Source organism: Streptomyces pristinaespiralis (genome assembly GCF_001278075.1).
GTDB lineage: Bacteria > Actinomycetota > Actinomycetes > Streptomycetales > Streptomycetaceae > Streptomyces > Streptomyces pristinaespiralis.
In genome coordinates this window covers 5360516-5384454 of the sequence record NZ_CP011340.1, presented here as the reverse complement: position 1 = coordinate 5384454, position 23939 = coordinate 5360516, and the positions used below count along the sequence as shown (strand labels likewise).

General features: G+C 70.1%; 19 protein-coding genes and 1 tRNA gene. 11 read left to right on the top strand and 9 right to left on the bottom strand.

The features are described from left to right. Positions 1–1368 carry an FAD-binding oxidoreductase gene (locus SPRI_RS22915; RefSeq protein ID WP_005316990.1) on the bottom strand — a complete coding sequence of 456 codons (1368 nt, stop codon included), beginning with the start codon at positions 1366–1368 and terminating at the stop codon, positions 1–3. A 109-nt stretch (positions 1369–1477) separates the two neighbouring features. On the opposite strand from SPRI_RS22915, the gene SPRI_RS22910 reads away from it, so the two are divergent. Further along, positions 1478–3163, top strand: a complete 1686-nt coding sequence (locus SPRI_RS22910) for a tetratricopeptide repeat protein (RefSeq protein ID WP_063805357.1) — start codon at positions 1478–1480, stop codon at positions 3161–3163. Positions 3164–3258: 95 nt separating this feature from the next. On the opposite strand, the gene hppD is transcribed toward SPRI_RS22910, so the two are convergent. Beyond that, complete coding sequence (gene hppD, locus SPRI_RS22905) at positions 3259–4404, bottom strand: 4-hydroxyphenylpyruvate dioxygenase (protein ID WP_005316988.1); 1146 nt, start codon at positions 4402–4404, stop codon at positions 3259–3261. Positions 4405–4525: 121 nt separating this feature from the next. Here hppD and SPRI_RS22900 point away from each other — a divergent pair, with 121 nt between their 5' ends. The 4 genes from SPRI_RS22900 (at position 4526) to SPRI_RS22885 (ending at position 7241) form a co-directional block, all read left to right on the top strand. Beyond that, positions 4526–5005: an Lrp/AsnC family transcriptional regulator gene (locus tag SPRI_RS22900; protein ID WP_005316987.1), complete on the top strand. Its 480-nt coding sequence runs from the start codon at positions 4526–4528 to the stop codon at positions 5003–5005. A gap of 69 nt (positions 5006–5074) precedes the next feature. Beyond that, positions 5075–5683, top strand: a complete 609-nt coding sequence (locus SPRI_RS22895) for an ArsR/SmtB family transcription factor (protein ID WP_005316986.1) — start codon at positions 5075–5077, stop codon at positions 5681–5683. Positions 5684–5697: 14 nt separating this feature from the next. Next, positions 5698–5880 (top strand): hypothetical protein, encoded by a 183-nt coding sequence (locus SPRI_RS22890; RefSeq protein ID WP_005316985.1) that lies wholly within the window; start codon positions 5698–5700, stop codon positions 5878–5880. Beyond that, positions 5877–7241, top strand: coding sequence for an MFS transporter (locus SPRI_RS22885; RefSeq protein WP_005316984.1), 1365 nt, complete (start codon positions 5877–5879; stop codon positions 7239–7241). Before SPRI_RS22890 ends, SPRI_RS22885 begins: the two co-directional genes overlap by 4 nt. Here the strand turns inward: SPRI_RS22885 and SPRI_RS22880 are convergent. From SPRI_RS22880 to SPRI_RS22865, 4 genes are all read right to left on the bottom strand, one after another. Continuing rightward, positions 7180–7968, bottom strand: a complete 789-nt coding sequence (locus SPRI_RS22880; RefSeq protein WP_005316982.1) for a YlbL family protein — start codon at positions 7966–7968, stop codon at positions 7180–7182. The two genes, SPRI_RS22885 and SPRI_RS22880, sit on opposite strands and share 62 nt — an antisense overlap. Before the next feature lie 85 nt (positions 7969–8053). After that, positions 8054–8695 carry an IclR family transcriptional regulator gene (locus SPRI_RS22875; protein WP_005316981.1) on the bottom strand — a complete coding sequence of 214 codons (642 nt, stop codon included), beginning with the start codon at positions 8693–8695 and terminating at the stop codon, positions 8054–8056. A 420-nt stretch (positions 8696–9115) separates the two neighbouring features. Further along, on the bottom strand, positions 9116–10900 hold the full coding sequence (locus SPRI_RS22870) for a DEAD/DEAH box helicase (RefSeq protein ID WP_005316979.1): 1785 nt from the start codon (positions 10898–10900) through the stop codon (positions 9116–9118). A 363-nt stretch (positions 10901–11263) separates the two neighbouring features. Further along, positions 11264–12979, bottom strand: coding sequence for an MFS transporter (locus SPRI_RS22865; RefSeq protein WP_005316977.1), 1716 nt, complete (start codon positions 12977–12979; stop codon positions 11264–11266). 170 nt (positions 12980–13149) lie between these two features. Here SPRI_RS22865 and SPRI_RS22860 point away from each other — a divergent pair. The 5 genes from SPRI_RS22860 to SPRI_RS38545 all read left to right on the top strand — a co-directional run bounded on the left by SPRI_RS22860 (position 13150) and on the right by SPRI_RS38545 (position 17984). Then, a tRNA-Cys gene (locus tag SPRI_RS22860) sits at positions 13150–13221 on the top strand. Positions 13222–13438: 217 nt separating this feature from the next. Continuing rightward, a complete protein-coding gene (locus tag SPRI_RS22855) occupies positions 13439–14359 on the top strand; it encodes a protein kinase family protein (RefSeq protein WP_005316975.1) in 921 nt (306 codons plus the stop codon). Positions 14360–14670: 311 nt separating this feature from the next. Next, on the top strand, positions 14671–15099 hold the full coding sequence (locus tag SPRI_RS22850) for a hypothetical protein (RefSeq protein ID WP_005316973.1): 429 nt from the start codon (positions 14671–14673) through the stop codon (positions 15097–15099). 39 nt (positions 15100–15138) lie between these two features. After that, positions 15139–17418 carry a hypothetical protein gene (locus tag SPRI_RS22845; RefSeq protein ID WP_234020416.1) on the top strand — a complete coding sequence of 760 codons (2280 nt, stop codon included), beginning with the start codon at positions 15139–15141 and terminating at the stop codon, positions 17416–17418. A 2-nt stretch (positions 17419–17420) separates the two neighbouring features. After that, positions 17421–17984, top strand: coding sequence for a hypothetical protein (locus SPRI_RS38545; protein WP_005316970.1), 564 nt, complete (start codon positions 17421–17423; stop codon positions 17982–17984). Positions 17985–18011: 27 nt separating this feature from the next. Here SPRI_RS38545 and SPRI_RS22835 read toward each other — a convergent pair whose 3' ends face one another. Genes SPRI_RS22835 through SPRI_RS22825 form a run of 3 tightly spaced genes read right to left on the bottom strand, consistent with a single transcriptional unit; the run spans position 18012 to position 21453 of the window. Beyond that, positions 18012–18659 carry a hypothetical protein gene (locus SPRI_RS22835; RefSeq protein ID WP_050791553.1) on the bottom strand — a complete coding sequence of 216 codons (648 nt, stop codon included), beginning with the start codon at positions 18657–18659 and terminating at the stop codon, positions 18012–18014. A gap of 23 nt (positions 18660–18682) precedes the next feature. Continuing rightward, positions 18683–21016 carry a DUF6571 family protein gene (locus SPRI_RS22830; protein WP_005316966.1) on the bottom strand — a complete coding sequence of 778 codons (2334 nt, stop codon included), beginning with the start codon at positions 21014–21016 and terminating at the stop codon, positions 18683–18685. An 11-nt stretch (positions 21017–21027) separates the two neighbouring features. After that, positions 21028–21453: a hypothetical protein gene (locus SPRI_RS22825; RefSeq protein WP_005316964.1), complete on the bottom strand. Its 426-nt coding sequence runs from the start codon at positions 21451–21453 to the stop codon at positions 21028–21030. Positions 21454–21782: 329 nt separating this feature from the next. Here SPRI_RS22825 and SPRI_RS22820 point away from each other — a divergent pair, with 329 nt between their 5' ends. After that, positions 21783–23927: a protein kinase domain-containing protein gene (locus tag SPRI_RS22820; protein ID WP_005316963.1), complete on the top strand. Its 2145-nt coding sequence runs from the start codon at positions 21783–21785 to the stop codon at positions 23925–23927. Positions 23928–23939 lie beyond the last annotated feature (12 nt).

The following is a 23939-nucleotide window of genomic DNA, read 5'->3' as shown; positions in this document are numbered from 1 at the left end:
TCAGAAGAGCTTGCCCGGGTTGAGGATGCCGAGCGGATCGAAGGTCTGCTTGATGCCGCGCTGCAACTCCAGGCTCACCGGCCCGAGTTCCCGTGCCAGCCATTCCTTCTTGAGCACGCCGACGCCGTGTTCGCCGGTGATGGTGCCGCCCAGTTCCAGACCGAGCGCCATGATCTCGTCGAAGGACTCGCGGGCCCGCCGCGACTCGTCGGGGTCGAGGTGGTCGAAGCAGACGACGGGATGGGTGTTGCCGTCGCCGGCGTGGGCGCAGACGCCGATGGTGAGGTCGTACTTCTCCGCGATGGCGGCCGTGCCCTCGATCATCGCCCCGAGCTTCGAACGCGGTACGCAGACGTCGTCGATCATCGTCGCCGACTTGACCGTCTCGAGGGCGGTCAGCGACATCCGGCGGGCCTGGAGCAGCAGTTCGGACTCGGCGACGGTGTCCGCGGGCACCACCTCGCTCGCGCCCGCGGCCTCGCACAGCGTCCCGACGGCGGCCAGGTCGGCCCCGGGGTCCGGGGTGTCGAAGGCGGCGAGGAGCAGGGCTTCCGTGGTCTCCGGGAGGCCCATGTTGGCCAGTTTGTTGACCGCCCGGACGGTGGTGCGATCCATGATCTCGAGGAGTGAGGGGGTGTGGCCGCGCTCCATGATCGCGCAGACGGCGTCGCAGGCGGCGGCCGCGGAGGGGAACTCCGCGGCCAGTACGAGCTGCGCGGGCGGCTGGGGCCGTAGCGCGAGGACCGCTTCGACGACGATGCCGAGGCTGCCCTCCGAGCCGACGAACAGCCGGGTGAGGTCGTATCCGGCGACGCCCTTGGCGGTGCGCCGGCCGGTCTTCAGCAGCCGTCCGTCGGCGAGGACCACGGTCAGGCCGAGGACGTACTCGGCCGTCACCCCGTACTTCACGCAGCACAGGCCGCCGGACGCGGTGCCGATGTTGCCGCCGATGGTGCACATCTCCCAGCTGGAGGGGTCCGGCGGGTAGTACAGGCCGTGCTCGCCCACCGCGCGCGACAGCACGGCGTTGACGACGCCCGGTTCGACGACGGCGATCCGGTCGACCGGGCTGATCTCGAGGATCCGGTCCATCTTCGTCAGCGACAGCACGATGCAGCCGTCGGAGGCGTTGGCCGCGCCCGACAGGCCCGTACGGGCGCCCTGCGGCACGACCGGCACCCGTAGTGCCGTGGCGGTGCGCATGACGTGCTGGACCTGTTCCACGGAGCGCGGCAGGACCACGACGGCGGGGGTGCCCGCCGCGCAGAAGCTCGCCATGTCGTTGCCGTACGACGCGGTGACGTCCGGATCGGTGATGAGGGCTTCCGCGGGGAGACCGGCGCGCAGCCGCTCGAGGAGATCGTCCATGATCCCAAGCCTCGCACCGGGGGCCATCGGTGTGAACCCGTCTGCGTTCCGCTCCGCGGGTCAGAGTGTGTTCTTCGTATTGGCTGTGCGCTGCCGCACAGTGAGCGCCATGAAGAGCGAAACCCTGAAGAACGCCGCTGTCAGCACGCTGGTCGGCGCGACACTGGTCACCGGGGTGATCGTGCTCGCGCCCGGTTGGGGGAAGGACACGCCGCCGCCCGCGCCCGGGCCGGTGGCCAGGGCGATGACCGCGGCCGGTTCGGGCGCACCGGCCTCGCTCTCCGACCTGGACGCGCTGATCCGCGACCGTGAGAGATTCGTCCGCGACCATCCGGGGGACGAGGAGTCCTGGGCGGTGCTGGGCTCCGCGTACGTGGAGCGGGGCACGCGGCTCGGGGAGACGGCGTACTACCCGAAGGCCGAGCGGGCGCTGAAGCGGTCGCTGCGGGCGGTACCGGCCGCCAAGGGCAACGTCGCCGCGCTGGTGGGGATGGCCGAGCTGGCGAACGCCCGGCACGACTTCGCCGGGGCCCGCGGCTACGCGGAGAGCGCCAGGAAGCAGAAGCCGGAACGCTGGGCGGTGTATCCGGCGCTGATCGACGCCTACAACGGGCTCGGCAGGTACGCGGCCGCCGGCAAGGCCATGGACAAGCTCCTCGAGCTGCAGACCGGCCCCCAGGTGCAGGGGCGCGAGGCGCGGATCTACTGGAACAAGGGCTGGCGCGAGGACGCCGCGGCACTGGCGTACGGCGCCACCGCGAACTCGCGGACACCCACGGAGAAGGCCGTCGCCCTGCACCGTGAGGGTGAACTGGCCTGGGAGCGGGGCGAGGCAGAGGAGGCCGTGGAGCACTTCACCAAGGCGCTGAGGACCGTTCCCGAGAGCCACCGTTCGCTGGCGGGCCGTGCGCGTGCGCTGGCGGCGCTGGGCCGCACGGACGAGGCGCTGGACGACTACCGGTCGGCGCTGGCGAAGCTGCCGCTGCCCGAGTACGCGCTGGAGGCCGGCGAGCTGTACGAATCGATGGGGCTGAACGGGGACGCCGCCACGCTCTACGAGCTCCTGCGCAAGCAGGTCACCCGCGCCGGCGAGCACGGTGTCGACGGGGACCTGGTGCTGGCGCGCTACGAGGCCGACCACGGGGACCCGGCCGCCGCGGTGCGCCGGCTCCAGGGCGAATGGCGGCGCGGCCACCGCAATGTGCACGTCGCCGACGCGATGGGGTGGGCGCTGTACCGGGCCGGCCGGCCGGACGACGCGCTGCCGTTCGCGAAGGTGGCCACCGGCCAGGGGCTGCGCAGCGCACTGTTCTCGTACCACCTGGGCGAGATCGAGCGTGCCCTCGGGGACTACGGGCCCGCCCGGCGCCACATCGACGAGGCACTGCGGACGAACCCGCACTTCTCGCCGCTCCTCGCACCGAAGGCGCGTGAGGCGCAGGACGCGCTCGGCGAACCGGCGCCCGGCGGGCCCGCGGACGTGGTGGGTGACGGGTACTGGCCGCTGGACCCGCCGGAGGACGCGCCGCCGGGCACGGTCCCGCCGTCGCCGTCGCCGTCGGCGTCGTCGCCTTCGCCGTCCGCCCCGGCCGCTCCCGACCCGGCGGCCGGTTCGGCCGCTCCGCTCCCCTCGGCCTCTTCGGCCGCCCCGGCACCGGGGACCGCCGCGCGTACGGCCGTCTCACCGGCGCCGGCGCCGCCGGCCGCCCGGCCCGCCCCGCAGCTGCGTCCCGTGCAGCGCTCCACGACCACGGCGACCACGGCGCCGTCGACCGCGATGTCCGAGAACGGCTGACCCGGGCGAGCCCCTTCCGGGGAATCGGCCGGCGGAGAAACGATGCGGCCCCACGGGTCAGGACCGTGGGGCCGCAGTCGTGGGCAGGGGCAGCCCTACAGGTTTCCGCGCTTCTCCTGCTCGCGCTCGATCGCCTCGAAGAGCGCCTTGAAGTTGCCCTTGCCGAAGCCCATCGAACCGTGCCGCTCGATCATCTCGAAGAAGACGGTGGGGCGGTCCTGGACCGGCTTGGTGAAGATCTGCAGCAGGTAGCCGTCCTCGTCGCGGTCGACGAGGATCTTCAGCTCGCGCAGCGTCTCCACGGGCACCCGGGTCTCGCCGGCCCACTCGCCGAGGGTGTCGTAGTACGAGTCGGGGGTGTCGAGGAACTGGACACCCGCGGCGCGCATCGAGCGGACGGTGGCGACGATGTCGTTCGTGGCGAGCGCGATGTGCTGGACACCGGCGCCGCCGTAGAACTCGAGGTACTCGTCGATCTGCGACTTCTTCTTCGCGATCGCCGGCTCGTTGATCGGGAACTTCACCTTGAGGGTGCCGTCGGCGACGACCTTCGACATGAGCGCGGAGTACTCGGTGGCGATGTCGTCGCCCACGAACTCCTTCATGTTGGTGAAGCCCATGACCTTGTTGTAGAAGCCGACCCACTCGTTCATCCGGCCGAGCTCGACGTTGCCCACGCAGTGGTCGATGGCCTGGAAGGTGCGCTTGGCCGGCGGCTCGACGATCGGGTCGGCGGCGACGAAGCCGGGCAGGTAGGGGCCGTCGTAGCCGCCGCGCTCGACGAGGGTGTGGCGGGTCTTGCCGTAGGTGGCGATGGCGGCCAGCACGACGGTGCCGTGCTCGTCCTTGACCTCGTACGGCTCGGTGATGCCGGTGGCGCCGTGCTCGACCGCGTACGCGTACGCCTTGCGGGCGTCCGGCACCTCGATGGCCAGGTCGACGACACCGTCGCCGTGGGCGGCGACGTGCTCGGCGAGGAAGCGGCCCCAGTCGGTGGACGCCTTGATCACGGAGGTGAGGACGAAGCGGGCGGCGCCGTTGGTGAGGACGTAACTCGCGGTCTCGCGGCTGCCGTTCTCCGGTCCGGAGTAGGCGACGAGCTTCATGCCGAAGGCCGTGGAGTAGTAGTGCGCGGCCTGCTTGGCGTTGCCGACGGCGAAGACGACCGCGTCCATTCCCTTCACCGGGAAGGGGTCGGCCTGCCGCGCGGTGTCGGGGGTGTGATCGATGGTCTCAGTCATGGAAGAAGGCTCCCGCCGATCCACAAGGTGCGCAATAGTTTGTATGTCGACTGGGCAATCTGCCCAGTCAGGGTCCGGAATCACCGGACGTTGTGTACAGGATGACCATCAGGAGAGCGCCGTGGCGATCGATCATCTGGACGGGCGGCTCATCGTGCTGCTGGCACGTGAACCGAGGATCGGGGTGCTGGAGGCGTCACGACGGCTCGGCGTGGCGCGCGGGACGGTGCAGGCGCGGATGGACCGGCTGCAGTCGCAGGGCGTCGTCCGCGGCTTCGGGCCCGACGTCGACCCGGCGGCCCTCGGCTATCCGGTGACGGCGTTCGCGACGCTGGAGATCAAGCAGGGGCAGGGGGCGGACGTGCGGGCGCACCTCACGACCGTTCCCGAGGTGCTCGAGCTGCACACCACCACCGGCCACGGCGACATGCTCTGCCGCCTGGTCGCACGCTCCAACGCGGATCTCCAGCGGGTGATCGACCGGGTCGTCGGCTTCGAGGGGATCGTGCGCGCGTCGACGGCGATCGTGATGGAGAACCCGGTACCGCTGCGGATCATCCCGCTGGTGGAGCAGGCGGCAAAGGACTCGCGGGGCACCTGAGACCACTTGCAAAGAAGTGGTTGCAAAAAAGCGTTGCAACGAGTTCTTTGCAACGCTACCTTTGCATGCATGACCGAGAACGAGGAACAGAGCCCGGCCGCCTCCCAGCCGCGCAGGCTCCGGGCACTGGATCCGCGATCGCTGCGCGGCCTTGCCCACCCACTGCGGATGCGGATGCTCCAGACGCTGCGCCAGGACGGCCCCGCGACCGCCTCCCAGCTCGCCGAGAAACTCGGCGAGTCCAGCGGCGCCACCAGCTACCACCTGCGCCAGCTCGCGGCCCACGGCTTCGTCGAGGACGACCCGGAGCGCGGCAAGGGCCGGGAGCGATGGTGGAAGGCGTCCGGCGACGGCACGCTCTTCGACAGCGCCCTCTACACCGACCCGGATCCGGCGGTGCGCGGCGCTGCCGACCTGTTCCTCCACGAGCACGCGACCATGCACACCCAGGAGGTCGCCACCTGGCTGGGCAGCATGCGGGACTGGTCGGAGGAGTGGCGACGCGGCTCCGACCTCAGCGACTTCACGCTGTACCTGACCGCGGAGCAGACCCTCGAGCTCAACGAGAAGATCCACGCGCTCATCGAGGGCTACCGCGACGTCCAGCCGCCGGCCGGCACCGAGGGCGCCGCCCAGGTCCGCCTGCACACGCACGCGTTCCCGCGCTCCACCGACTGAGAGGACACGGCGTCATGCACTCCGACATTCATCTGATGCTCCACGGGCAGGACGCGGACGAACTGCGCGCGGCCGCCACCCGTCAGGTGCCGCGCGAACGACTGCGCCTCCGACTGGGGTCGGCCTTAGTGGCGCTGGGACTGCGGCTGCTGCGGCAGCCCTGCCCGAGCGCCGACCGCGTCGCCCGTCTCGCATGAGCGGCCAGGGGGGACCGAAGGCGGCGCGCCGGGGACCGCTCGCCGCCGTCCTGGCGGCCAACGCCGTTTCCATCACCGGCAATTCACTCACCCTCATCGGCGTCCCGTGGTTCGCGCTCGAGACCACGGGGAGCCCCGGCAAGGCCGGCCTGGTCGCCTTCTGCGCGACCCTGCCGGTCGTGGTGTCCGCGATCGCCGGCGGCCCGGTCATCGACCGCGTCGGCCGGCGCCGCGTCAGCATCGTCACCGACCTCGTCTGCGCCCTCACCCTCGCCGCGATCCCCCTGCTGCACTACGCGGGAGCGCTCGAGTTCTGGATGCTGTGCGCGCTGATGGCCGTCACAGGCCTCTTCCACGCACCCGGCGAGACCGCCCGCTACGTGCTCGTACCCGACCTGGCCCGGACGGCGGGGACCAGCCTGACGCGGGCCGCGAGCCTCTTCGACGCCGTGTCGCGCGGCGCGCGGATGTCCGGCGCGGCGCTCGCCGGCGTACTCATCGCCCTGGTCGGCGCGGAAACCGTCCTGCTCATCGACGCGGCGACCTTCTGCGGCTCGGCGCTGCTGATCCGACTGGGGCTGCGGCGGGTCGCCGCGGCCGAACCACGGCGGGACGCGCGCCGGGTGTCCTTCACGGCGTACCGGGCGGAGCTGCGCGAGGGCTACGCGTTCCTCCTGCGCGCCCGGCTGCTGCTGGGCGTCGTCCTGATGGTGATGGTCACCAACGGCCTGGACCAGGGCTGGAGTTCGGTCCTGCTGCCGGTGCACGCCAAGGAGAACCTGGACGGCGCCCGGGATCTGGGCCTGCTGGCCGCCACCTTCGGCGGCTGCGCGCTGCTCGGCGCCCTGCTGTACGCGGCGGTCGGGCACCGCTTCCGCCGGCGCACTCTCTTCACCTGCGCGTTCCTGATCTGCGGGCTGCCGCGGTTCGTGGTGGCGGCACTGGTGGACGGCACGGTGCCGCTCGCCGTGACGATGGCCGCGGGCGGGCTGGCGGCCGGGATGCTCAACCCGATCCTGACCACGGTGACGTACGAGCGCGTCCCCGAACGGCTGCGCAGCCGGGTCGCGAGCGCCGCCACCGCCGGGGTGCTGATGACCACGCCGCTCGGCGGTCTGGCAGCCGGTTACCTCATCGAACAAGCGGGCCTGGCGGCGGCGCTGTTCACCTTGGGCGGGCTGTACTTCCTGACGACCCTGGCCCCTGCGGTGTTCCCGCGCTGGCGCGAGATGGACGCGGCTCCGGTGGACGACGGCGTCCTCGACGGAGCCACGCCGAAGAAGGCCGACGGCTTCGACCTCAGCAGCTCGGGACCTTCCCGCCCTTCTCCAGCGAACGCAGCGACTCCACCGCGCCCTTGAGCGTCGTGACGGGGATCAGGCGCATCCCTTCGGGGAGTTCGGCCTGCGCGTCGGAGCACTCGTCCTTCGGCACCAGGAAGACCGTCGCCCCGTCACGCCGCGCCGCCTGGGTCTTCAGCGACACCCCGCCGACCGCGCCGACCTTGCCGTCGGCGCTGATCGTCCCCGTCCCCGCGATACTGCGGCCGCCGGTCAGGTCGCCGCCCGCGCCGTCGCCCGCGAGCTTGTCGATGATGCCGAGGGAGAACAGCAGCCCGGCGCTCGGACCGCCCACGTCGGCGAGGTGCAGTGTCACCTTCACCTCGGCGGCGTCCTCACCGAGGTACGCGAGGGCCGCGCGGGTCGCGACGTCCTGCGACTCCTCCATGTCCGCGACGTTGCGCCGCTCGATCTCCTTGTCCGACTTGCCCGCCGGGTAGACGGCGTCGCGCGGCAGCACGGCGCGATCGGTGCGGAACCAGCCGTCGGCCACGTCACCGAGGTCGACATCGGCGGCCGGACCGGTCGCCACGATCGTCGTCATCCGCAGCGACCCCTCCGTCCTGCGCGTCGGCGCACCGGAGATCGTGATCACCGGCGTCCCCTGGTCCTTCCCGAGCACGTCCGCGGTCATCCCGGGCTGGGCGACGACGAACGGCAGGGGCGCCAGCCCGGCGACGGCGAACAGCGCGACGACGGGCAGGGCGCAGAGGGCGAGGGCGCGGGGGCGCGTGAGACTGGAGAGCACGGCGTCAATCTATCCGGAGCGGACCCGTCGCTGTCGGCGGGCGGCGGGTCCGGTGCCGCGGCCCGCCGTCCGTGGGCCGCCGGCGCTACCGGAGCGCGTCCGCGACCTCGCGGGCCGCGTCCACCACGCGGGGACCCACCCGCTCCGGCACGGAGTCGGCCAGCATCACCACACCGACGCTGCCCTCTATGCCCGTCACCCCCACCAGGGCGGCGGCAGCGCCGCTCGCGCCCGCCTCCAGTTCCCCGTGGGTGAGCGTGTACGCGGGCTCTGTGCTCTTGGTCTGGCGGGCGGCGAGGATGGCCTTGCCGGCCGCGCCCCGGTCCAACGGGTGGCGGAAGCCCGCCCGGTAGGCCACGTGATAGTCGGTCCAGGTCGGCTCGACGACGGCGACCGCGAGGGCCTCCGCCCCGTCGACCAGGGTGAGATGGGCCGTCGCCCCTATGTCCTCCGCGAGCGAGCGGAGGGCCGGCATCGCGGCCTCCCGCACCAGCGGATGGACCTGGCGGCCGAGGCGCAGCACGCCGAGGCCGACCCTGGCCCGGCCGCCGAGGTCGCGTCGGACGAGGGCGTGCTGCTCGAGGGTGGCGAGCAGCCGGTAGACGACAGTGCGGTTGACGCCGAGTTTGGTGGACAACTCGGTGACGGTCAGCCCGTGGTCGGTATCGGCGAGCAGCTTGAGGACACGTAGTCCCCTGTCGAGCGTCTGGGAGGTCTCCGCGGTCACGACGCCCTCTCCTTCGGAGTGAGTGACGGCGATCCTCACAGGGGATGTCGCGGCACCGGTCCCATCGGCGACGCACCCAGAGGCCGCCGGCAGGCCATGGCACACCGACTGCGCTCCGCGGCGGCGCTGCCACGGGGCGTTTGCATTGCGGGGACAGTAGCGACCGGCACCGCTCAGCGGAAGCCCTCGTCCAGAATCCGGGCGATCTTCCTTCGACGACGGGTTATTGATCCCCGTACGTGTCATGTGGACGGGCGTCGCCACGACCGTTCCTTCGGCGCGACGCGGTGCCGCGGGGCGACGTTCGTTCGACGGCGTGCGGGGTGCGCGGCGCCGTCGGACGCCTTCGTGCGACGCGTCGCGGGGTCGGCCGCCGTCGGACGCCTTCGTGCGACGCGTCGCGGGGTGGGCGGCGCCGGGTCAGCGCATCCGCGTGGCCCACTCCTGGACCTTCTTGATCCGCTCGCGGATCTGACCGGCCGTCGCCTCCGCGCTCGGCGGCCCGCCGCACACCCTGCGCAGCTCGGTGTGGATCACCCCGTGCGGCTTGCCGCTCTGGTGTACGTACGCGCCGACCATCGTGTTCAGCTGCTTGCGCAGTTCCAGCAACTCCTTGTGGGAGACCACCGGGCGGCGCTCGGCCGGCAGCTCGAGGAGGTCGGCCTCCTCGTCGGGCTTCTTGCGGCTGTGCGCGATCTGGCGCGCCTGCCGCTTCTGGAGCAGCAGTTGCACCTGGTCCGGCTCGAGGAGCCCGGGGATGCCCAGGTAGTCCTGCTCCTCCTCGCTGCCGGGATGCGCCTGCATGCCGAACTCGGCCCCGTCGTACAGCACACGGTCGAAGACGGCGTCGGACTCCAGTGCCTCGAAGGGCAGCATGTCCTGTTCGCCGGTGTCCTCGTCCTGCTGCTTCTCCGCCTCCGCCATCTCCTTCTCGGACTCGGCGTACGGGTCCTCTTCGCCGTCCTTCTTCGGCTTGTCGAGGGCGTGGTCGCGCTCGACCTCCATCTCGGAGGCGAAGCCGAGCAGGTTCGGGATGGTGGGGAGAAAGACGGAGGCCGTCTCGCCGCGTCGGCGGGACCGTACGAAACGGCCCACGGCCTGCGCGAAGAACAGCGGCGTCGAGATCGTCGTCGCGTAGACACCGACCGCGAGGCGCGGTACGTCGACGCCTTCCGACACCATGCGGACGGCGACCATCCAGCGCGAGCCGTCCTCGCTGAACTCCTCGATCCGCTTGGACGCCGCCGCCTCGTCGGAGAGCACGACGGTGGCCTTGGTGCCGGTGATCTCCCGGATCAGCTTGGCGTACGCGCGGGCCGAGTCCTGGTCGGAGGCGATGACGAGTCCGCCCGCGTCCGGGATGCCCTTCCGGACCTCGGTCAGCCGCTGGTCGGCGGCGCGCAGGACGTTCGGCATCCAGTCGCCTCGCGGGTCGAGCGCGGTGCGCCAGGCCTGCGAGATCGCGTCCTTGGTCATCGGCTCGCCGAGCCGCGCGGCGACCTCGTCACCGGCCTTGGTGCGCCAGCGCATGTTGCCGCTGTAGGAGAGGAAGATGACCGGCCGGACGACGCCGTCGCCGAGGGCGTTCCCGTAACCGTAGGTGTAGTCGGCGGAGGACCGGCGGATGCCGTCGCTGCCCTCCTCGTACGTGACGAACGGGATCGGATTGGTGTCCGAGCGGAAGGGCGTGCCGGTGAGGGCGAGGCGGCGGGTCGCCGGCTCGAACGCCTCGAGACACGCCTCGCCCCATGACTTGGAGTCACCGGCGTGGTGGATCTCGTCGAGGATGACGAGCGTCTTGCGCTGCTCGCAGCGGTTGCGGTGCAGCATGGGGCGCACACCGACACCGGCGTAGGTGACGGCGACCCCGTGGTACTCCTTGCTCAGCGGCCCCGCGCTGTAGTCCGGGTCCAGCTTGATCCCTATCCGCGCCGCCGCGGCCGCCCACTGCTTCTTCAGGTGCTCGGTCGGCGCGACGACGGTCACCTGCTGCACGACATGGTGGTGCAGAAGCCACGACGCGAGGGTGAGCGCGAACGTCGTCTTGCCGGCGCCGGGCGTGGCGACGGCGAGGAAGTCACGCGGCTGCTCCTGGAGGTACTTCTCCATGGCGCCCTGCTGCCAGGCACGCAGCTTGTTCGCCGTACCCCAGGGGGCACGGCCGGGGAAGGCGGGTGAGAGGTGGTGGGAGGCGGTAGTAGTCACGGTCTCCGGTTCGTGCTCTCGGTGCGGGGCGCGGGCGTCGGCATCGGTGTCGTTACGTACGACAACCGGGCCACCCTACCGGTGGCCCGGTCGCCGTCAGGGCAGGACGGGGCGTGCGGCCGGGAGTGGGAGGTGCCTCACACCGGCGTGCGGCTCGTCCTCGCCTGCCGGCCGTGGCCGGGGCGTCCGGGAAACGGCCGGGAATCGCTCGGCGGTCACGGCTGGGGAGCGCTCTTCCGGGCGCGACCCGGGATCGCTTTTCCGGCGCGACCGGGGATCGCTTTTCCGGGCGCGACCCCGGAGCGCTTGCCGGTCACGGCACAGGCACTGCCCGGGATCACGACTCAAGACCGCTTTCCGGCATCACACCGGATCCGGTACGCGCAGCCTGGTCGCCACCCACGCACCCGCCAGCGCCACTGCCGCCATCGGCAGGAAGACCGCCGCGAAGGCCGCCGGGTGCGCGCCGGAGGCGCCGTCGGACACGGTGTGGGCCGCGCCCGCGGCGCCGCCGCCGAGGGCGACGAACGCAGCGCCACCCGCCGCGAGGAGCAGCACGTTCGACAGGGCGTCCGAGATCTGCAGCGCGGCCGAGTTGGCGCCGGCCTCCTCGGGGGCGGACAGCTTCAGCAGCAGCACGCTGGTCGAGCCGATCACCAGTCCCATGCCGAAGCAGCCGAAGCCCCAGGCGACCCCGACGATCCAGACGGGGACCGCTTCGATCAGCACGCTCGGCGCGGTCGCCACGGCCGCCGCGACCAGCAGCATGCCGAACACCACCAGGCGTTCCCGGTACGGTTCGGTCCGCGGCCTGGACTGTACGTACGAACCCAGCGCCCACGTCGCGCCGCCGACCGCGAGCGACAGGCCGGCCATCGTCGGGGACAGCCCCCGCTGTGTGACCAGCATCAGCGGGACGAAGGACTCGGCCGCGATGAACGACCCGGCCGCGACGCCCCGCAGCAGGACCACGGACGGCAGGCCGCGCGCCGCCCGGTACGTCCCGGCGGGCAGCAGGCCCAGCGCCGACGGCACGAGCAGCGCAGCGCCGAGAGCCGCGGGCAGCAGGGAGAGCCAGCGCAGGTCCTGGCCCGCGTACTGGAGGAATCCGGCGCCGATCGAGATGCCGAGGGCCATCCGGATCCGCCGCCGGTCGAAGGGCGGCACGGGCGCAAGGACGTCCGCGGGTCCGGCGGCCGTGCGCCGGATCGCGGGCAGTGCGAGCGCGAGCGGCACGACGACCAGGGCGGGGATGCCGATGAAAACCCAGCGCCAGCCCAGCTGCTCGGTGACCGTGCCGGCGGCGAGCGGCCCGACGACGGACGGGATCACCCAGCTCGCCGCGAACGCCGCCATGATCGCGGGCTGGAGCCGCCGTGGATAGGCGCGGCTCACCACGACGTACAGCGCGACGATGACCAGTCCGCCGCCCAGGCCCTGCACGGCGCGTCCGAGCACGAAGACCCACATCGCGCCCGCGGTGCCCGACAGCACCAGCCCCGCGGCGAAGGCGCTCATGCCGCCCGCCAGCGCGCCGAGCGGGCCCCTGCGGTCCGCCCACTGTCCGCTGACGACCATGCCGAAGAGGCTGGTGGTGAAGTACGCGGAGAAGGCGAAGGCGTACAGCGGGATGCCGTGCAGTTCTCGGGCGGCGACCGGCATGGCCGTCCCGACGGCGGTGGCCTCGAAGGCGATCAGGAAGACGACGGCGACGATGCCGATGCTGAGCGCCCGGTGCTCACGACCGAGAACACCGCTCTGCTTGCCGTGGTCCGTGCGGTCCGGCCTGCCGCCGGGCGAGCCGTGGTGCGTGCCGTCCTGCTCGGTGCCCAGCGCGGTGACCTGCTCCGCGACCTTCGCGGCGACCTCCTCGGCGGCCTGCGGCTCGTCGTGCCGTCCGCCGCGTCCGTCGCCACGCTCGTCGTCGTGACGCCCGTGGACACGGTCGTCGCCGTCACGCCCGTGGTCACGGTTGTCGCCGTCACGCCCGTGGTCACGGTTGTCGTCGGCAAAGGCTTCGGCTGCTGCGGTGGGGCGTGGAGCGACATCGGCGTCACTCGGCTCGAGGGGGACGGTCATGGGCTCAAGAGTAAGGGGCAAGAGTGCCCTTGGGCCCTGTCGTTCGGCGGTGCCCGGCCGGTCCTTTCGTCGTACGACCATGAACGGCGTATGGCAGTCGTGTTGCGGCGCGGACCCACTCCTTGAGGCCCGCCTCACCGGCCCCGTACGGTCGAGGAGTTGGAACACACGGCCGTGTGCCCGAGTGGCTCAGGGGCTCGACTGCAACTCGAGTTACACCGGTTCGAATCCGGTCACGGCCTCTGCGGATCCGCTGCGCGACGCCGGCCGCCCTTTGTGACGGGGGCGGCCGTCGTCGCGCCGTAGCGAGGACCGCCCCGACGCCGACGCTTCCTTCGCAGCGCGCGCTCGGCAGCGACACGGACCACTCCCGGCCGGGCTCCCCAGGCCGTCCCCGTGGGCGCGGAGCGGAGGGCCGGTAGGCTCCTGTGGCGTTGTCACGCCTAGGGGGATTCGCAGATGGAACGAGCGCGGACGCAGCAATCACGACAGGGCGGGCCGCGCGGCATCGGCCCGTACCAGCTCATCACCCGCCTCGACCCGACCGGCCCCGGCCTTCCGCCCGTACCTGAGCGCCGGTTCGTGGCACGCAGCGCCGACGCCGAGCGCACGGTCCTGATCAGCGCCCCTCTCGAGGCCGCCGACCCCGCGCGCTTCCTCGTCGAGGCGGACGCGGCCCGCCGGCTCGTCGGCCCCTGGGTCCTGCCGGTCACCGAGCTCTCCCCCACGCCCGAGAGCCCGTGGTACGCCACCCCCTATCTCCCGGTGCTCCCGCTGCCGGTGGCGCTGGCCGTGCACGGCGGCCCTTTGCCCGAGCACACCGTTAGGGCCCTGGGCGTCGCCCTGGCCGAGACCCTGGCGGGCGCGCACGCCGTCGGCATCACACATGCCGGGCTCTCCCCCGCCGCGGTGCTCCTGGCCTGGAACGGGCCGCGCCTGACCTGCTTCGGCGCGGCCCGCGCGGCGGCCCCTGACGGGGAGGTTCGCACGGGCATCGCCGGGCTGGAGCCGGGCAGCCTCGCCCCCGAGGCGGCGGCGGGCGGGCGGCCCCGTCCGCCGGGCGACGTCCACGGTCTGGGCGCGGTCCTGGCGTACGCGGCCACCGGCCACACGGTCCCGGACAGCGCCGAACTCCCCGAGTCCCTCCGCCCGTTGATCTCCCGCTGCCTGTCCCGCGACGCGGCGGCCCGCCCGACGGCCGCCGAACTCCTGCACGCCCTGTCCCCGTCGTCGCCCGCCCCCACAGCGACGGCCCTGGACTCGGCCGGCTCCCTGCTGGGCCCCGGCTGGCTCCCGGGAAGGGTGGTGGCCGCCATCGCCCGGCAGTCGTCGCAGGTGCTGGCCGCGGAAGTCCGTACGCCCCGGGCGTTCACCGTCTGAGCTTCGACCCCCGGGGTCGACGACCCACCGGGCCACAGACGCCGGGGCGTCACCATGCGCGTGGGTCCCGTGCGCCGTGCCGCAGGATCACGGGCCGTACCGAAGGACCACGGGGCCGGATGGACGGATCGGCGGATCGGCGGATCGGCGGATCGGCGGTATTCGGCCCGCGCCGCACAACATCCGCCAGAGTTGTCAACGTCGTCGCTTTTGCGCGGAGGTGCGCAAACATCTCCTATAAGGTCCTGCTGCGCCGCATGTCCTGATCAAGCGGATCGGGGAGCGGAAGGCCAACGGGGGTCGGAGGATCCGTGACGTTCGACGACGAGTGGGCTGCCGCCCGTGCCGGAGCATCCCGGACGGTGGCGATGCGGCTCGGCCATTCCGACGGCGGTGGCGGAAGCCCCGCCGTCGGCGCCGACCTGAGCGTCAACCAGGACGACCTAGGAGCGGTCGGCCATGACGCGTACGTCCTCCACGGCAGGCTGTCGCGGGACGGGGATCATGCCCGGCCGTCGACGTTCGAGGCGGCGAACGCGCTGGCCAACGGCAACTTCGTCAGCGGACCGGAACTGCTGAAGGTCCACGACCGGTGGAACACCCAGTTACGGGCGCTGCTGGACGCATGCGGCCAGATCTCCAACCACCTGGACCACACACGGACCGACCACGCCGACAACGACGCCGACATCGTCGGCAGGCTGACCGCGGTCGCCACGCTCGACAAATACTTCAAGTAGCCCGCCGGGGGACGCGCAGTGCTGCAATTCGATGACGTCGTGAACGCGCCCGTGGGCAAGCTGAAGGAAGCCGCCGACCGCTGGTCCGAGATGGTGACCAGGCTGGACAAGCTGGCCGACGATGCCCGGCGGGGCATGAAGGCCAAGTCGGACAAGGCCGACTGGGAGGGTGTCAACGCGAGCGTCACCAGGCCGTTCATCACAAAGAGCACCAAGGAGTTCCACGACGCGGCGGCCGAGGCCAAGGGCATCGCACTGCTGCTCAAGGATGCGCACACCTCGTTCAAGGCGGCCAAGGACGCGCTGGTCAGGATCAGGGACGAGGAAGGACCGGCCGCCGGAATGCACGTGGACGCGGGCGGCAAGGTGAAACCGCGGCATCCCGTCGAGGACGACGCAGCGGCGCGCCACGACCCCGACCGGACCCTCTACGCGCAAGCCGTGCGCCAGCAGGCCGAAGCCGTCCGCCTGTGGCAGAAGAGGATCGACCGCCTCGTCGAGGACTGCTCGGACGCCGACGACTCGCTGAAACGGGCTCTCGCGGCGAACGTCACGGACGACCACAACTTCACTGCCCCCAAGTACAAGAGCCTCGACGCGGAACAGGCCGACCGGGCCGCGGCGCTCATGAGGAAGGTCGCAGGTCCGGGCGGCACGGCACGTAACGTGGCGGCGCTGAGGGAACTCGGAGACCTCCTCGACGACAACCGCGCAGATCCTGACTTCTCCGCCGCCTTCTACCGGAAGCTGGGCGCGGAGGGCACGCTCGAGGCCTACGCGAAGATGTCGCTCGACTCGACCTCCCTCGGCCCCGCCGGCCTGGACCGGGTGAACATGGTGCGCGACATCCAGAACGACATGGGCGCGTTGCTCGGGCTCGCCACGCAGCCGTCGACGCCGAACCATCTCGACGCCGCCTGGACCACGCAGCTCCTGAAGGCAGGCCGCAAGGAGATCGACGTGTCGGGTCTCACGGCTCCCGGCACCAAGGTGTACGGCTACCAGGCGCTGGGGGCGCTGCTGCGCGAGGGCACGTACGACAAGGACTTCCTCACCGCCGTGGGCCGCGACATGGTGGCGATGGACCGGCAGAACCCGGACATCTGGCACGAGAACATGCCACTGAGCCACTCACCCGTGTCCATCAACCTGGACGGAGGGGGCGGCAGGGGGTTCAACCCGCTCACCGGTCTCATGGAGGCGATGAGCAAGAACCCCGCGGCCTCCACCGCCTTCTTCGACGAACCGATCCGCGAGGACACCGACAAGGACGGCATCGTCACGCTCTCGGACGGAGCGGTCGAGGGCAAGGGCGCCCAGGGTGTCGTCGACTACATGCTGGACAAGAAGCCGACGGCGGACTGGTACGACACGGTCGCCGGCGGCGAGACCCACCCCGGACAGACGGCGCTCGGCAACGCGCTGGAGGCGGCGGTCACCGGGTGCGTACCGGGCGACGAGGACGCGCCGCCCGTACCGCACACCAAGGCGATGAGCAGCGTGATGGAGCAGGTCGTCGCGAAGATCGGCGCGGACCCGTCCCTCGTGGCAGCGAAGCCCGGCGACCCGCCGGGCCCGCTGAGCGGGCTGGCGCCCCAGTTCGGCAACATGGCCGCGGAGTACATGCCCGACCTGCAGGCCACCGCGGAGAACGGGGCGGACCAGGTCAAGTACCTGGGAGCCCCGGCCGAGTTCCGCAAGGACGAGATGGCCGCGTTCCTGGGGGCGGTCGGCCAGGACCCCCAGGCCTACGGCGCGATCACCAACGCCCAGCAGGCATACACCACGGCGCTCGTGTCCGACGTCTTCCAGAACCCGGAGCAACACGGCGACACGGGCGAGGCCGTGAGGAACGCCGTCCACCCGGGAGGCGAGATCGCGGGCATGATGACCGAGGCGCGGGCGCAGGCGGTCCATGACGCGAAGACGCACGAGGCATCGGAGTACAACGCGGGCGTGGCGGAGAACGCGAAGTGGACGAATCGCGTGATCGACGCGGTGGGCGGCAAGTATGTCGAGATGATTCCGGTGGGTGGTGACGTGATCATGTGGATCAAGGAGGACGTCACGGAGTCGGCGGTGAAGAGCGCGGAGAAGGACACGGCGGATGCTGCTCGGCGGGACTCCTCAGCCGGTTACAGCGAGTCGGAGAAGGCAGCTAAGGTTGCCGCCTCGAACGCAGTCGAGGCGGCAACCAAGGATTCCGGCCTCACTCAAGAACAGATCGATGAATACCAGGGGTCAGCCTCTACGCAGATGGGCACGGCTCATTCCATCGGCCGCGATTTGGTAGCCAGTTCAAACCCCAAGGGGAAGTAGCGATGCATCGACACAAGAATATCGCTGCGTCAGCCCTGGTCTCGATGTTGCTGATGACAGCACTCACCAGCTGCTCGGGCGGCGAGACCAGATCTGTTCCCAAACTGCCGGCACGGGTCTGCTGGAACGCTTTCGACGGTGAAGACGTAGCTTCCCTCCTGCCGACCGGAGATCGAGCCACTGTCGACACCGATCCATTCGTGCTGGCCAAACCTGCAGATTCACCGACCTGCTCCATCTACATCGACGGCAACACAAAGTTTCAGACGTACGCCCTCTACGAAGATTTCGAGCGGTCAATCGACTGGAGTAGCTACGAAAAGGCGCACCCTGAACCGATTGATGTCGGGGAGAAAGGCATCGTCTGGTACGACGGCGCAGCCTCATACATCATCTGCGAGGCGTCCAAAACTCCTTCGAGTCCCGGCAAATACATCGATCTGACGATCAGCACATCCGACCTGCCGGATGAAGAAAAGCTGCGCCGAGCATTGCCTGCGCTCATGAAGCAATTCGTGGCGTTCGCGCAGCGCGAGCTGAACTGCACCGGCGCCCCCCGGCCGTAGCCAGAGGGCGCAACCCGCACAGAGCCCTCAGTCCGTCGGCGTCAGCTTCGGTTCCGCAGGAAGCCCCGCCTGCCCCTCGCACTTCAACTCCCCCGCGACAGCAACCGCGGCCGAGTGAAGCACCGCCATGTTCGCCTTGTGCACCTCCGCCGTGTCCGACGGCGGCTCCGACTGCGAAAGGTGGCCCGCAATCCGCGCAGGGCGGGACTTCGAGCCCTCCAGCTCGGGGCTGACGCACTCGAAGTACAGGTACGCGTCCTCCGCCCCGGCCAAGGCTTCCTTCCCCATCGGGTACGCGTGGAGGTTCGCGGCGTGCTTGCTGCCGGACAGGTCGTCAGGGGCGTACAGCGAGAAGCTGACGGTCATGGAGTTCACGCCGCCCTCCGTCTTGGAGATCTCGCAGAATTGTTTGCCCCGGCTCCAGTTGAGACGCTTGCCGTAATCACCGCGCAGCTGTTCGACCGTCTCGTCCGTCGTCGCGTCGCCGGCGTCGGAGAACTGCTTCCCCATCACCTGCTCCAACGCCGTCAGCGCCGCAGGCGACAGGACACCGCCGCACTGCTCCTCGGCCGCGGTGCGTTTTGCCTCCGGCTCCTCATCGCCGCCGCACGCGGTCGCACCGAAGCACAGAGCGAGACTCACCGTCGCGGCCAGTGCCGCATCCCGTCGTCGCATCACGATCTCGCGCCCATTCCTCGTCAGTCGGTTTCCGGGTCCTGCCCCTGCTGGTCTTCCCTCAGGTTGCCGGTGTTGTAGCCACCCTGCGCCGATTCCCGCAGGTCCTGCTCGAACTCACTGCTCATCCTGTCGCCGTACTGGTCGATGAAGCGCTCCATCGGAGCCTCGGAGCTGACCTCGCCGGCGCGGAAGACCTCGGACTTCTGCTCCCGGATGTCGCCCTCGGTCACCTTCTTGTGGTCCTCGACCGACTTGTCGGACCAGTCGCCGATGACTTGGCCGGCCATCTGCTCCAGAGCACCGCTTCCTGTATCCACCGCGAGCGGGACCAGGATGGCCGCCGCGCCGGCAGCCGCTGCCGTCGCCGGGAGGAAGGCCACACCGGCCGCGATGCCGGCTGTCGCTCCGAATTCGATCCAGGCGGATCGCTTCTCGTGCGCCTTTTCGTATTCTTCGTGCTTCTTCAGGCCCTCGGCCTCGACCTGGTCGCCCCGGGACTGGTCGAGAATGCCCTGGATCTGGCCGCCTGTGTTCACAGCGTGCCGTGCGCCGCCCTCGTCGATCTTTCCGTCGGGGCCCACCTGGGTCTCGAGAACACTGGTGGTGTAGATGCGCTCGGCCGTACTGATGGAGGCGTAGGCGTCAGGATGCTGGCCCAGGACGCTCAGGAACTCACGAGCACCCGAGCGCCCGAACGAAGCGTGTGCCTCCGGGTTCTTGTCCGGGGCGTAGATGCTGTCCGGATCGTTCTTGTCGATCGCCCAGTTGAGGTCGTCGATGTATCCGGCGCCCATGTTGCCCAGGCTGTCGGCCAGCGCCGAGTGGTTCTTCTTGAGGAACTCCGGGTCCCCTCCGTACTTGTCGACGACCTTCTCCATGATGTCGGCGGACGCCTCGTCCCGGACAAGTTTGGGGTTCGGATCGTCATAGGCGTGACCGAGCGTCGCCGACTCGAGCGCGTGCCCGAAGGCATCGGGCATGTAGTCCATCGACTTCTTGGCGTCGTCCGGATGGTGCCCGACGATGTCGGGGAACGACTTGTAGTCCTTGTCGGTGAAGTAGTCCAGGTAGCTGGTTATCTCCTTGCCGTCGGCGTTCTTCGGAACGCCACCCTTGTAGGTGCCGTCCTCGTTGTACGCCTTCGGGTCGGACGAGAAGAACTCCTTTGACGCCTCGGGGCTGTGCCCGAGCGCCTCCAGCATGCTGACGACCGGGTCGTAGCCCGCCCCGTTCTTGCCCGACGGGTTGAAGGGGGACTTGTCGTAGCCGAGCGTGTTCTTCGTGTCGGCGAACATGTACGGGTCCTTGGCGTGCAGCTGGACCACGTGTTCGGCGATCGGGTTGAGGAACTTCGGGTCGTAGTTCCCGTACCTCATGATGCCGCCGAGCAGCTGGTACCCGTACGGTCCGTTGTAGTCGTGCTTCGCCAGGGGGATGCGCTCGGTGCCGAGCTTGCGCATCTCGTCGCCCCACCGCTGGGACCACTTGTCGTCCTTGCCGGAGGGGTCCGTCGCCGTGGCGAGGTTGAGGCCCAGGTTCTTCTGGAGCTCCTGGACGTCCTTGAGACGTTCCTTGTCCTGCTCCGCGTAGTCGTACGTGTCCGTGGAGAGCTGCCCGAAGAACTGCAGGGCGCCCTTCGGGCCCAAGCCGTCGTAGAAGGTCCGCGAGAACACCTTCGAGTCGTGGTTGTCCTTCAGCAGCTCGTTGAGCTGCTCGAGCTCCTGGTGCGAAAGGTCGCGGCCCTTCTTCGCCAGGTCGACCGCGCGCTGGGCCTCTTCTGCGTCGATGCTGCTGTACTTCGGGGCGCTGAAGTTGTGCTTGTCGGAGGTGATGTTCGCCTTGAGCGCGTTGGACACGGCGATGTCCGCGTCGTCGCACGTCTCGATGATCGCGTCGACACGCTTCTGCATGGCCTCGATCTTCGCCCGCTGGGCCCGCAGCGCCTCCGGATAGTCCGGGTCGTGACGCGCGCCCTGGTCCTTCTCCAGCGGATACGACGCCTCGACCTTGCCCTGAGCCGTGATGACGAGATGCTGGGCCGGCGCCTCTGTGTCCATGAGCTTCTTGAGGTCGTCCTTGGCCTTCTTGAACGCCTCGTACCCGTCCGAGAGGATCTGCTTGATCCCCTTGGCCGCCTTCGCCGCGTCGTCGAACTCCTTGGCCGTCTTGTCGACGAACGGCTTGGTGACCTCGGCGTTCACCCCGCGCCAGTAGTCGTCCTTCGCCTTGGCCGCCATCGTGGACGTCGCGTCGGTGGCGAGCGTCTCGAGGTCGGTCGTCACCTTCGACCAGTCGTCCACCGACGCCTTCAGCTTGTCGAGTGGAGCGTGGTACACGTTGTCGAACGTCAGCATGGCTCCCCCGCCTACTTCAGGTACTCGTTGATCTTCGACGTGCTCAGAGACGCCGCGATGTCCTTCTCGTCCTGCGCGTGCGACGCGGCGCTGTAATCGAGGTGATTCGAGATGTTCGCGCACGCGTCCAGCAGCGTCTGCAGCTGAGAGCCCCACGTCTCGTGCACCGTCGCCATGGCGGCACCGGTCCGGAAGCCGTTGGCGGTCATCATCGTGGCCGCTTCCGACGTGCTCGCATTCGCTTTCTTGCCTGCCGTGTTCAATCGCCCGTGCAGGAGAAAAGCGGCATTACCAATAGCGCCCAACTTGTCCTGATTGGCGCTGAGATCGGCGGTGCTGCTGCCACCACCGGGCTCTACGGGCAGTTGGTTCAAACGCATGCTGACATTCGCAGTCGACTCGGAACGGACCGAAGACCACTCGGTGTCGAACGACATGAATCCCCCGGAACCTGTGCAAACGATAGGTGGAGTGCCAATGGGCAGCCGGACCGGACCACCCTACGACGGAATCCGGACAGACCAAATGCCTCTCCCCGCATCTCCACACCCAAGTGCCGCTTGGCCTGTGGCGGGCTCGGGCATGCCCTCGAGAGGGACGCGCGGCAGCCGCCGGTAGGCTCCAGTTGCGCAGCCATGCCTCGGGGGGATTCACAGATGGAACGTGCGTCATTGCACAGGCCGAACCATGTGCCGGTGGGCACCGGCCGGACTTCGCACGATGCCGCCTGTCGGACGTCCGGAGTCTGACGGCGATGCTTTCCCCTTTGACGCACGACGATCCGGCCGACATCGCCGGCCACCGCCTCCTCGCCCGACTCGGTCACGGCGGCATGGGCACCGTCTATCTGGCCCGTACCCTCGGCGGACGCGTCCTCGCGCTGAAAACCATGCACGCCGCCATCGCCACGGACCCCGCCGCCCGCAGCCGCTTCCACCTCGAGATCGACGCGGCCCGCATCATCGGCAACCACCACGGCGCCCAGGTCATCGACGCCGACCCGACCGCCGAAACACCTTGGCTCGCCACCGAATACGTCCTCGGCCCGCCCCTCGACGACGCCGTCGGCCTCTGCGGACCTCTGCCCGAAACCTCCGTCCGTGCGATCGGCGCCGCCCTCGCCGGAGCTCTCACCCAGCTCCACGCGTCGGACGTGGTCCACCGCGACCTCAAGCCCTCGAACGTCATGATCACCGCCTACGGGCCGAAGATCATCGACTTCGGCATCGCCCGCGCGGCGGGAGACGACCACCTCACCCGCACCGGCGCCGCCGCGGGCACCCCCGCCTACATGTCCCCCGAGCAGGCGACCGGCCAGGAACACACCCCCGCCGGCGACACCTTCGCCCTCGCGGGCCTCCTCACCTACGCCGCGACCGGCCGGCCGCCCTTCGGTACCGGCCAGGCGGCGGACCTTCTCTACCGCATCCGCTACGCCGAACCCGACCTCACCGGGCTCCCTCCGGCCCTCGCCCCCGTCATCGGCCGCTGCCTCGGCAAGGACCCCGCCGAGCGCCCCACCACCGACGAGCTCGCCGCCCAGCTCCACGACGGCCGGGGCCAGTTCGCCGACCACCTCCCCGACCCTCTCCTCACCGACATCGCCCGACGCGCCACGGACGTGTGGACCCACCACCCCCACCGGCTTCCGGCCCCGGCTCCTACCTCGCCGATCAGGGAAGCAATCACTTCACGCGCCGCGGTCTCCCGTCGCACGCTACTCAAGCGCGGTGGTGGAACCGCCGCAGGCGCAATCGCGCTCGGAGCCGGCATCTGGACCTGGCTCGACAGCCGCAGTACGAGCTCCACCGGGGACACGGCTGCGCCGTCGCCCGCCTCTGAAGTTCCCCAACTGCCGGGCGCCGTCTGGACCAGGGGCATCTCGAGGAACTCGCAGGAAGTCGACACTGCCCCTTTGCTGGCGGGTGACTGCTTGTCGATCACGACCGTCGAAGGGCTGATCGGTGTCGATGTAGCGACAGGAGAAGACAGGTGGCTCCGCAAGGAACTGCGGTCGGCCAGTGCGGTGACGACAGACGGCCGGCGCATCTACGCAGTCACGCCGGACTCGAGCGAACTGACCCTTTGTACGGTGGACCTGGCGGACGGCTCGCTCGAACTCGTACTGGTGCTTGACGACTTCAACAGCGCCCTCAAGAACGGGAAGCTGCTCTGCGTCTCGGACGGTACCGCTTTCCTCGTCGCCGGCAAGGGGGAGACGGACGCCCACGCCACCTGGTATCTGGTCGCCGCCGACGTCACCTCCGGCGAGGAACTCTGGCGCAGCGAGCTGGGCCCTCTGGAGAATCCGGTCCTGAAGTCCTTCTACGCGGCACGCTCCCTGGCGGGGAGCTTCCTCATGACGGTCGGCAACTCCGAGAGCGAGGCGCGCCTCGAGTGCTACGACGCCGCGACAGGCGCTTTGCGCTGGGTGGTCGAACCCGACTCCCCTCTTGTGGGCGGCATCGTGATGGATGAGGAGCATGTGTACCTGGGTGCCAACACTTTCGGTCTGAGCACAGAACGCCATCAGGTCATCGCCGTGCGTCTGACAGACGGGAAAACGGTGTGGGAGTACGGCGAGGACGTCCCCCAGGACCTTCCTCATCCGGTTCTCGGCGGGGACGTGCTGTACACCATGCGGTTCGGCGGCATCGTCACAGCGATCGACGCCGCCAAGGGGAACCTCGTCTGGGAGTCGTCTCCCGGACCGGACCGATACGGCGTCGTGTTCGTAGGCGAGCAGGACCTCTACATCATCGGCAGGTCCGGGCTCGAGGTGATCGACATTCGTACGCGCCGCACGCGCGACACCGTGACGATGCCGCAGGACGCCCGCTACGTCCGGGGGGACAGCGGCATGTTCGTCGCTGTGCAGACGGACGTGATCGCGGGCTACTCGGTGAAGTGACTGACGCGCGCC